Origin of the sequence: Slackia faecicanis (genome assembly GCF_003725295.1) — a bacterium.
Classification (GTDB): Bacteria; Actinomycetota; Coriobacteriia; order Coriobacteriales; family Eggerthellaceae; genus Slackia; species Slackia faecicanis.
The window spans coordinates 1-10,130 of the sequence record NZ_QICB01000011.1 but is presented as its reverse complement, the minus strand read 5'-3'; the positions used below and the strand labels follow the sequence as shown (position 1 = coordinate 10,130).

Sequence of the window (10,130 nt, the reverse complement as noted above, 5' to 3'; positions counted from 1 at the left end):
CGCACCGCGCGAAAGGGCAACGGCCCGAAAGCACGGAACCCAATACGGGGCCTTAGCTCAGCTGGGAGAGCGCATGGCTGGCAGCCATGAGGTCAGGGGTTCGATCCCCCTAGGCTCCACCATTAACTCTGCGCCGCTCGAACGAGCGGCGTTTTTTATTTTCCGACATGATTGAAATTTCTTTGCGACGCATGCTTCGGGTTATGTTCCAAAAAGCGTGTCCCGCTGGATCAGTCACCGTCTGTAGTTCGTGGGCATGTCAAACTCCTCCCAGACTATGCGGGCCATGCTGCAAAAAGCGCGCCCGCATCGACCCCCAATAAACTTTGTTCGGCGTTTACGAACCTTCCTCGCGAGCTGCTTGCGTTCGTCAGGCTGCCTTTCGCTTGCCGAATCCCTTGTCGATGCATGAGGTATCGTCGCTTCAGGGCCGGTCGGACGCGGGCGCTTTTGACCGCCCGCTCGGACGTGGCGGACGAAGCGCGCATCTTCGGCCATCGGCTCGACCGTTTTCGTCCTCTGGTATGGAATTCCTCCCGGGCCCCTGCATTCCGTCTCCGAGGGCCGCACACCGCCTCCGTCGCCCTCTTGCGCCCGAAGGCCTTCCGCGGCCGAGGGAACGCCTCCGGAGGCTCGTTGCGGCGCGGGGCTTCGGGACGGTGGCTTTCGCGGGGCGGCGGCCGCGATCGCCGCGGCCCGCGCGCGCGGCCGGATGCGGGCGAGGCGGGCGAGGGGCGCGAGGGGCGCGAGAACTATTTCGGAAAAAAGTTCAAATTCCCGCTTGACTCTCGTTTTCGAATCCGTATAATGAATTCTCGCACCGCGCGAAAGGGCAACGGCCCGAAAGCACGGAACCCAATACGGGGCCTTAGCTCAGCTGGGAGAGCGCATGGCTGGCAGCCATGAGGTCAGGGGTTCGATCCCCCTAGGCTCCACCATTAACCCTGCGCCGCTCGAACGAGCGGCGTTTTTCATTTTCCAACACGGTCTCGCGTCGATTCTTCGAATCGTTTTTCAAGGGCTTGCACGGGGAAGGCGGCGGTATGAACAAGATGCGCACGGCTCTTCGCGTTCTGTGCTTCATCGCCGCCGTATGGGGCTTTCTGAGCGCTGTGGCGGCGTGCTTTCTTCTTTCGGGCGTTCCGTTGGTCGAGGGCGGCTCCATCGCGGCCGCAGGCCTCGATCTTGACGCGGGATCCGCCTATGCAGTCGCGGGCATGCTTTTTCTCGCCGCCTCCGCCTTTTCGTGCTGCGTAGGCTTTTTCGGACTCCGCTGCGTCCGGTTCATGCGTCGCATGGATGCGTTGCGCGCATCGGCCCTTGTCGGATTCGTCGCATTCCTTCTCGCTTTGATCGCCTGCCTTGTCATCGGATTGCTCTATGAGGTCGGATGGATGGCGTTCGTCGGTTCGGCGGCGCTGTTCGCCGCCGCCTCGCTGGCGGGGGAGGTCTCGCGTGCGCTTGTGGCTGCCCGTATGCGTTCGGAGGCCCAGGATGTCTGAAAAAGCTTCTCAGACGGGCTCTCGCGGCGGAGAAGGCCTTATTCTTCCCGAAGACAAGATCACACTCGAACAACGCACCTTGCGCGTGCTATGCCGCATCATGATGGGCTGGGCCGTTTTGTCCCTCGTCGTCGAGGAGGGCGTGCTGCTCGTGCAGGAGACGCCGTTGTTCGATATTCCCGGCAATCCCGCTCTGTTGGCGGCATTCGCCGCGGGAAGCATCATGCCGCTCGCGTCCTTCGCCGCGAATGCGGCCTATGCGTTCCTCGGTTTCATAGGAGCCCGCACGCCGACGCGCATCACGCCGTTTTTCGCCGTCGCTTTCGTAAGCGCGCTTCTTGGCGGCTGGGACCTCGCAAGCAAGATATCGCTCGGAACGGCCAGCGTGCCGTACGCGGTCGAGGTTCTGTTCGTCATCGTGACCGCTTGCGTGGCGTGGCAGGTGAAAAAGACCACCTATCCCGAAGATTGGTACGAGCGCAAAGAAGCCGCGAAGGCTCGCCGCAAGGACGCGAAGCGCAAGGCCTGCGCCGAACGAAGGCGTCGACGCTAGGGCGTTCTTGCGAAAGGCCGCGTTCGAGCGTGTCTGCGGCAAACTCCCTCGTGCGTCTTTCGCAGGCCGTCATAAAGAACGCCTCCCGCTTTCCCTTGCCCAAGAAACGGGAGGCGGCTCGCACGCGAAGGCGTTGTTCCATATCCTGCGATATGAAAGGCCCCCGAACGAACTTGTCGTTCGGGGGCCTTGCTTCGCCTTGCGGCCGCTTTACTGAATGACGTCGAGAATGGGCTTGAGGGCGTCGTGCGCGTCGTAACGCTCGATTTCGCCCGCGTCGACCAGGGCGGCGATGGCGGGATCCATGGGCAGCGTCGCGTAGGACTCGATGCCGTAGCGCTTAGCCACCTCGGCGCCCTGGGGCTCGCCGAAGATGTAGTGCTTCTTATGGCATTCGTCGCACTCGTAGTAAGCCATGTTCTCGACCAGGCCGAGTACGTCGACGTTCATGTCGTGCGCCAGGTTGACGGCCTTGCCCACGATCATGGCTACGAGCTCCTGGGGCGCGGACACCGTGACGATGCCGTCGAGGGGAAGCTGCTGGAAGACGGTCAGAAGCACGTCGCTCGTGCCCGGAGGCATGTCGACGAGCAGGTAGTCGATTTCTCCCCAGTTCACCTCGTTGAAGAACTGGCTGATGATGCCCGACACCACCGGGCCGCGCCATGCGACGGCCATATCCTCTTTGGGAAGCATCAGATTGGTCGAGATCATCTTGATGCCCGAAGCGCTTTCGGCGGGGTTGAGGCCGTTGGTGTCGGCGGTCAGCGGGCCTTTGGCGCCGAATGCCTTGGGGATGGAGGGGCCCGTCACGTCGGCGTCCATGATGCCGACGCGCTTGCCCGCCTTCTGCAGTTCGGAGGCGATCAGGCAGGTGACGAGGGTCTTGCCGACGCCGCCTTTGCCGGAAACGACGCCGATCACCTTGGTGATGTTCGAAGCGCCGTTGGGCGAGAGCTTCTGAGGAACGCTGCGCTCGGAGCAGGAGCTCGAGCAGCTGCCGCAGTTATGTGAGCACGTTTCGGGAGATTGCTGATTCTGGGTATCGTTCATGGTCGAACCCTTTCATGATTCAGCCGGCATTGCGATTCTTTTGCCGGCAATTACGGTCGAAGCCATCATAGCACTCGTCGTCGCGTCGCATGTCGGCGGCTCTGCGAGCGCATAAAAGAAGGAGGAAGCGCGATGCTTCCTCCTTCGGTCGTTTGCGTATCGGCAATATCGGCCGTGCCGCCTTACGGAGCAGGGGTCGTTGAGCCGCCTGCTCCGCCGCCGTCCGGATCGGGTTCGGGCGCGGGGTCGGGGCTAGGCTCAGGGGTCGGCCCGGGCGGCGGCTCGGGTTCGGGTTCCGTCGGCTTATCGGGGTTGACGGGCGGCTTGCCCGCGTCGTTCGAACCGCCCGTTCCGTTAGTGCCGCCGGGCGCGTTCGGAGACTTGTCGGGGTCCTTCTTGCCAGGGTCGGATTCGGTCGAGGAATCCCTGTCATTTTCCCGGCTTTCCTCATCCTCGTCATCGTCCGGCTTCGCTCCGATCGATCCCTTGTAGGTGCTGTCGTAGTTCGGAGCGGGCGCCTTGGCGAACTCCTTGACAGGGGAGCCGTCGAGGCACTTCGTCATGAGGCTTTTCCAGATAAGCTGGTTCCAGGGGCTCGTGTACAGCTCGGCCTGGTTGGATCGGTCGCCCGTCCATACCGCGCAGGAAAGCTGCGGGGTATAGCCGACGAACCACAGGTCGTGCCAGTCGTCGGTCGTGCCGGTCTTGCCTGCCGCGACCTGCCCCGATGCCAGGCGGGCTTCAGGCGCCGTTCCCAGGGATTTGGTGATGACGCCTTCGAGCACCTGGGTCACCGCATAGGCGGTGGAAGAGTCGATCGCCTGCGTTCCCTTCGAGCCTGCGCTCTTGTCGACGATGGTCTCGCCGTCGCGGTCGAAGATCTTGACCACGGGGGTGGGCTCGCGGTAGACGCCGCCGTTGGCGAACGTGGCGTAGGCGGCCGCCATCTCCGTGGTATTGGCGTTTTCGACGCCGAGCGTGGTGGTGGGGACGTTCTGCTTTAGGTTCGCCTTGTTCAGGCCGAGTCGGGCCGCCATTTCGTTGATGGACTGGGGTGTGACGCCGCTTTTCTCCGAGTCGGTGAACGAGAGGCGCACGAAACCGGTGTTCGAGGAGACGGCGGTCATATCGGCGATCGAAAGCGTGCCGTAGTCGGTCTTGCCGTAGTTGTAAATGGAATGCGACGTTCCGTTGCTGTTCTCGACTTTCACGGGGCCGTCGCAATCCATGTTCGTGGAAGGGCTGATGCCCTTCTCAATCGCGTCGGCGAGCGTGAAGGCCTTGAAGGTCGAGCCGACGGGCCTGCCGTTTGCGCTGGTAGCGATGTTGAACTGGTCGCCGCCCCAATAGTCTTTGCCGCCGATCATGGCCTTGACGAATCCAGTCGAGGGGTCGAGCAGAGTCAGGGCGAATTCCTGCTTCTTATCGGCAAGGCGGCCCTTCTCGTACTGCTCGTTCACGGCCTCTTCCGCATACTGCTGCATTTCGGGGTCGAGGCTCGTCACGATCGTGTAGCCGCCCTTGAACAGCTTGTCGGTGGTGAAGTCGTAGGGGTTGTTCTCGGCGAGCAGCAGATCGCGCACCCAGGTGGTGAACCAGGGGTACAGGTTGATGCCGTTCTGGCCGTCTTCCGCCTTGATGTTCAGGTCGAGGTCCTCGGCTTTTGCCGCGTTGTATTCGTCCTGAGAGATGACCCCGTTCGTGAGCATGCGCGAAAGCACCACGTTGCGTCGTTCCATCGCCGCTTCCGGGTTGATGGTCGGGTTGTACATCGTGGGGGAGTTGGGGATGCCGATCAGCGTGGCCGCCTGCGCGATGGTCAGGTTGTCGGCGTTCACGGAGTAGTAATGCTCGGCCGCGGCCTGGACGCCGTAGCAGCCGTCGCCGTAGTTGATGGTGTTGAGGTACATCATCAAGATCTCGTCTTTGGTGAAGATCTTCTCCAGGTCGACGGCAAGGTCCATCTCGCGCACCTTGCGCTTCAGGGAGATGTCGGTCATCTCGTCGGCGATCAGGGTGTTGCGCACGTACTGCTGCGTGATCGTGGAGGCGCCTTCCTGACCTCCTGCCAGATTGACGGCCAGCGCGCGCACGATGCCCTGGAGGTCGACGCCGTTATGCTGGTAGAATCGAACGTCTTCGGTCGCGACGGTGCCCTCGAGGATGTACTTGCTTACCTGGTCTATTTCGACAGGCTCGCGCTTCTCGAGGTACAGTTCTGCCAAAACGGTGCCTGTGCCGCTCGCTTCGTCGTAGTCGTTCGCATAGATGGTCGACTTTTCCGCAAGGTTGTACGCGTCGGTATCGCGCACGTCGGGAAGGTCTTTGCACCATTCGTCGACGAGCGCCATTCCGCCCTGGTAGCAACCGAATAAGGCCGCTCCGATACTTACCGTGACGATAAGTACGGTCCACAGCCCGGCGTGTGTGCGCGATTCGCGCTGTTTTCTCCGTGGTTTCATGGGGGACACGATACCCGAAAGCGGTATTATTCGCAAAGTTGCTCGATAACGATAAGGATATTTTCCATGACGAACCCATACCGTAACCTGGAACTGCTCGCTCCTGCGGGCAATATGACGTGCCTGCATGCCGCGGTCCAGGCCGGCGCCGATGCCGTCTACCTCGGATGCGAGGATTTCAACGCCCGTCGCGGCGCCGATAACTTCACGCTCGACAATCTCGCGGAGGCGTGCGATTACGCCCATCTTCGCGGCGTCAACATATATATGACGGTCAACATCGCCGTCATCGCCGACGAGGCCTCCAAGGCGCTCGAATTGGTGCGCCAGGCGTGGCGTCGCGGCGTGGACGCCTTCATCATCCAAGACATCGGCCTCGCACGCGAAGTGCGCAGGGTGCTCCCCGAGGCGAAGGTCCATATTTCGACCCAGATGAACACGCACGGGGTCGACGGCGTGAAGGCGGTCGCCGCTCTGGGCGCTTCGCGCGTGACGTTCGCTCGCGAACTGACCCTGCTCGAAATCGCCGAAGCGAGCGAGGCGGCGCACGAATACGGCATGACCGCCGAATGCTTCGGCCACGGCGCGCTGTGCATCTGCTACTCGGGCCAGTGCTTCATGAGCTCGCTGATCGGCGGCCGTTCCGCGAATAGGGGCATGTGCGCGCAGGCCTGCAGGCTTCCGTATTCGCTGCATAACGCCGCGGTGCGCAACGCGCTGCCTTCTCCCGGCGAGCACTTGCTTTCCCCGAAAGACCTGTGCTCGATCGATGCGCTTATCGAGCTCGGAGCGACCGGCGTCGACAGTGTGAAAATCGAAGGTCGCATGAAGTCGTCTGAATACGTCTCGACCGTCGTGGGCGTCTATCGCGCGGTGCTCGACCGTCTTGCCAAGCGCTGCGACGAATACGGCGTCGAAGATCCGGTCGAGGCCGCCGCGCGTCTGCGCGAAGAAGGCGTCGGCCCCACCGACGACGAGCGCCGTATGCTTACGGAGGCGTTCAGCCGCGGCTTCACCGAGGGATACCTGAAAGGCCGTCGCGGCAACGACATCATGAGTTACGGCCGCCCCAACAACCGCGGCGTGTTCGTCGGCCGCGTGGCCCAGGCGAAAGACGGCTACGTGACCGTTTCCGCCGAAACGGAGCTGCATGAAGGCGACGTGCTGGAATTCTGGACGGGCAAGGGCCATTTCGCCCACACGCTCGAAGGCGCGACCTTCCAGGGCGGCCAGTGCCGCTTCCCGCTCGCCAAACGCGTCGGCAAGGGCGACCGCGTCTTCCGCGTGAGGGACGCTTCGCTCGCGTTTTCCGACGATGCGTTCGAGCCGCGAATCGGCGTGCGCGCGCATGCATCGCTGAAAATCGGAGAGCCCCTGGTCATCGAGGCGTCCTGCCTCGGAGCCTCGGTGCGCTTCGAGGGCCCTGTCGTCGAAGCGGCCCGCACCAGGGCCGTTTCCTCCGAAGAGGCCTACGAGCATATCGACCGCCTGGGCAACACGCCGTTTTTCTTCGAGTCGCTCGAGGTGGATATCGACGAAGGCGTCGGCATCGGGTTCTCGGCCCTGCACAAGGCGCGCACCCAGGCGCTCAAGAGGCTGGAAGAGGCGGTGCTCGCGGGCTATCGCGAACGCAAGGTTCCCAAGGCGCCGCAGCATGTCAGGGTCGCTCCTGCCATGAACCGTCCTTGCACGGTGGTCGCCTTCGCGACCAACCCCGCCTGCGCCCGTGCGGCGAAAAGGGCGGGCGCCGATGCGATTTATGTCCCCGTTCTGAACTACCGTCGCGGCGAAGCATGCGTCGCAGGCCAGCTGAGCACGACGGCCGAGCAGGCGGGCTATCCCGGCAAATGCGTCATGGCGATGCCCGTGGTCGATAAAAAGCCCATGAACTCCGATCCCGCCTTCGACGTCTGGGAGTATGCCAAGCCCGGCAAGCCGCTGTTCGTTGAGAACTTCGGCCAGCTCGCCCGCGCCGTCGACGAAGGAATGCTCGTCGAGGCGGGCCCGCATATCCCGCTGACGAACGACTATTCGCTCCAGGCGATGGCCGACATGGGCGTCGAGCGCGTGTGGCTGTCCCCCGAGCTCACGCTCGCCCAGATCGAAAAGCTCGGCGAGAAAAGCCCCGTGCCGCTCGGTCTTACGGTGTCGGGCTATCAGGAGCTCATGATCACCGAGCACTGCCTGCTCATGAGCCAGGGGCCGTGCGACCAGCGTTGCGGCGAATGCGCCCGCCGCAAGAGCCCGCATTTCCTGGAAGACCGCAAGGGCTATCAGTTCCAGGTCGTTACGGATTCGTGCGGCAGAAGCCATCTGTACAACGCGGTCCAGCTCGACGCAGCGCATCTGGCGTGCAAGCTGATCGCCGCGGGCGTGTCCGCGTTCATGGTCGATACCACGCTCATGAACGTCGAACAGACGACCAAGGCGGTTTCTCGCGTCGTTCGCGCACGCGACATCGCGGCCAAGGGCGACAATTCGCTTCCCAAGGCGGAAGGATGCACCACCGGTCACCTATTCAGGGGCGTTCAGTAGCGTTTCGACGCCGCTGTGCTACCATGCAATCTCATACGTCGGCGGACCCTTCGCGAAGGGTCCGCCGCACGGTCGGTCAGCCAGTAATGAGTGAAATGCGCGCAAGCGCTTCGCAGCAAAGGAGATGAGTCCGATAACTCCCGAAGAACAGCTTCACATCATCAAATCCGGAATCGACACCCTCGTGCCCGAGAGCCTTCTTCTCGAAAAGCTCAAGCGCGGCAAAGAGCTCAACATCAAGCTCGGCGTCGATCCCACGGCTCCCGATATCCATCTCGGCCATGCGGTCCCGCTGCGCAAGCTACGCCAGTTCCAGGACCTCGGCCATCGCGTGACGCTTATTATCGGCGACGGCACCGCCCTGATCGGCGATCCGTCCGGCCGCAATTCGACGCGTCCCCAGCTCACGCGCGAGCAGATCGCGGCGAACGCGCAGACCTATGTCGACCAGGCCTTCAAGATCCTCGATCCCGAGAAGACCACGCTGCGCTACAACTCCGAGTGGATTTTGAACCTTGATATGGAAAAGCTGCTCAAGCTTCTGAGCAATTTCACCGTCGCCCGCATTCTCGAGCGCGACGACTTCCATAAGCGCTATACCGGCGGCCTGCCGATCGCCCTGCACGAGTTCCTCTATCCCGTCATGCAGGCCTACGACTCCGTCGTCATCGAGGCCGATGTCGAGCTGGGCGGATCCGACCAGCTGTTCAATCTGCTCGCCGGCCGCGAGCTCATGGAGAAGATGGGCATGGAGCCCCAGGTCGCGCTGACGCTTCCTCTTCTCGAGGGCACCGACGGCGTCCAGAAGATGTCCAAGAGCTACGGCAACTATATCGGTCTGACCGACGCCGCCAACGACATGTTCGGCAAGGTCATGAGCATCCCCGACGAGCTTATGGTGAAGTACTATCGCCTGGCATCCACGGCAAGCGTCGCCGAAATCGACGAAATCGAGCGCGGCCTTGCCGCCGACGAGCTGCATCCCAACAAGGTGAAGCGCGCCCTGGCTCGCAATATCGTCGCCGCCTACCACGACGAAGAGGCCGCTGCGGCGGCCGAGGCCGACTTCGACCTGAAGTTCAAAGAGCACGGCTTCCCAGCCGATGCCCCCGTGTTCGAAGCCGACCTGACGCCCAATGACGAAGGTAAGGTGTACTTCGCCAAGATCCTCGTCGACGCGGGCGCGGCCCAGAGCGTTTCCGAGGCTCGTCGCCTTATCGATGGCGGCGCCGTGAAGGTCAACGGCGAGGCTCTCGAAGCGAAGGCGTACAACGTCGCGCCCGAGCTGCTCGCCGCCGCTGAAGTCCAGGTCGGGAAGAAGAAATTCTTCCGTCTGGCGTAATGCGCCGTTGCGCTTACGCGCAGATTCTGGCAGCCTGATGCGATTTTCAGGGTCGCCGTTCGCACTTGAACCGCAAGAAGTGCATGACTCTGGCTTTCGATTCGGGCGCTTTTGCGCCGAGCGAATATTCAAGCGGCATCGCGTTCTATAAAGCCAACGGCCCTCCGCCTCTCGTTCGAGGCGGAGGGCTTTTCTGTATCCCGGGGCTTGGCGGAAAAAGCGTGTCCGCTCAGCCTATCCTGGGCTGTCGTTGCGGTCCGACCGCATGGCGGCAGGGTGCGCGGCCGGTTCGTATGCCGTCCGCGTTCGCTTTCCGATGCATGGCGTGCCGAGGGAGAGGGAGGGGTGGTCGAAGTGCGTCCTTCGGCCTACGACGATGTGTCGCGTTTCCCTCTATATGAAGGAGGGATGGACGGGAAAAAGTGCTTGCATATTCGGCTTATTGCCCGCATAATATTTGTCTTGTCGCACACGAGCATTCGGCAGCGCAGCGAAGTTCTCAAATTTCAAAAATTTGTTCTTGACTTCCCGCTGCGGCGAGAATATTATAAGTTCCCGCCGCTTGACGCGGCACCCCCTCGGAGACGAGGCGGGGGACCTTGAAAACCGGATACTGGAATACGGAATTTGAAGAGGACCCGAGAGGGTCCCAGCCAGACGAAGACTTACAAGACACCGAACCC

Annotated in this window: 6 protein-coding genes and 2 tRNA genes; 6 read left to right on the top strand and 2 right to left on the bottom strand. The window is 62.3% G+C overall.

What is annotated here, in order from left to right; all coding sequences use genetic code 11:
* Positions 1-46: 46 nt before the first annotated feature.
* The 4 genes from DMP07_RS08605 (at position 47) to DMP07_RS08590 (ending at position 2,055) form a co-directional block, all read left to right on the top strand.
* Positions 47-122 (top strand) — tRNA-Ala (locus DMP07_RS08605).
* Between the two features lie 740 nt (positions 123-862).
* Positions 863-938, top strand: a tRNA-Ala gene (locus DMP07_RS08600).
* Between the two features lie 105 nt (positions 939-1,043).
* The gene (locus DMP07_RS08595; protein WP_123198735.1) at positions 1,044-1,502 is read left to right on the top strand and encodes a hypothetical protein; all 459 of its coding nucleotides are present in this window, start codon (positions 1,044-1,046) and stop codon (positions 1,500-1,502) included.
* Positions 1,495-2,055 carry a hypothetical protein gene (locus DMP07_RS08590; RefSeq protein WP_123198734.1) on the top strand — a complete coding sequence of 187 codons (561 nt, stop codon included), beginning with the start codon at positions 1,495-1,497 and terminating at the stop codon, positions 2,053-2,055. The genes DMP07_RS08595 and DMP07_RS08590 overlap by 8 nt, the downstream gene beginning before the upstream one ends.
* Before the next feature lie 210 nt (positions 2,056-2,265).
* Here DMP07_RS08590 and DMP07_RS08585 read toward each other — a convergent pair whose 3' ends face one another.
* Both DMP07_RS08585 and DMP07_RS08580 read right to left on the bottom strand, forming a co-directional pair.
* On the bottom strand, positions 2,266-3,108 hold the full coding sequence (locus tag DMP07_RS08585; protein WP_123198733.1) for a P-loop NTPase: 843 nt from the start codon (positions 3,106-3,108) through the stop codon (positions 2,266-2,268).
* 182 nt (positions 3,109-3,290) lie between these two features.
* A complete protein-coding gene (locus tag DMP07_RS08580; RefSeq protein WP_244594964.1) occupies positions 3,291-5,459 on the bottom strand; it encodes a transglycosylase domain-containing protein in 2,169 nt (722 codons plus the stop codon).
* A gap of 177 nt (positions 5,460-5,636) precedes the next feature.
* Between DMP07_RS08580 and DMP07_RS08575 the strand changes: the two genes are divergently transcribed.
* Entirely contained in the window at positions 5,637-8,105 is a 2,469-nt protein-coding gene (locus tag DMP07_RS08575; RefSeq protein WP_123198731.1) for a U32 family peptidase, read from the top strand.
* A 124-nt stretch (positions 8,106-8,229) separates the two neighbouring features.
* Positions 8,230-9,447: a tyrosine--tRNA ligase gene (gene tyrS, locus DMP07_RS08570; protein ID WP_123198730.1), complete on the top strand. Its 1,218-nt coding sequence runs from the start codon at positions 8,230-8,232 to the stop codon at positions 9,445-9,447.
* The last annotated feature ends 683 nt before the right edge of the window (positions 9,448-10,130 follow it).

Excerpts from the sequence above, each read along its gene's own strand:
- tyrS (WP_123198730.1), top strand. The coding sequence starts at position 8,230 with ATGAGTCCGATAACTCCCGAAGAACAGCTTCACATCATCAAATCCGGA.
- DMP07_RS08575 (WP_123198731.1), top strand. The coding sequence starts at position 5,637 with ATGACGAACCCATACCGTAACCTGGAACTGCTCGCTCCTGCGGGCAAT.
- DMP07_RS08580 (WP_244594964.1), bottom strand. The coding sequence starts at position 5,459 with ATGGCGCTCGTCGACGAATGGTGCAAAGACCTTCCCGACGTGCGCGAT.
- DMP07_RS08595 (WP_123198735.1), top strand. The coding sequence starts at position 1,044 with ATGAACAAGATGCGCACGGCTCTTCGCGTTCTGTGCTTCATCGCCGCC.
- DMP07_RS08585 (WP_123198733.1), bottom strand. The coding sequence starts at position 3,108 with ATGAACGATACCCAGAATCAGCAATCTCCCGAAACGTGCTCACATAAC.
- DMP07_RS08590 (WP_123198734.1), top strand. The coding sequence starts at position 1,495 with ATGTCTGAAAAAGCTTCTCAGACGGGCTCTCGCGGCGGAGAAGGCCTT.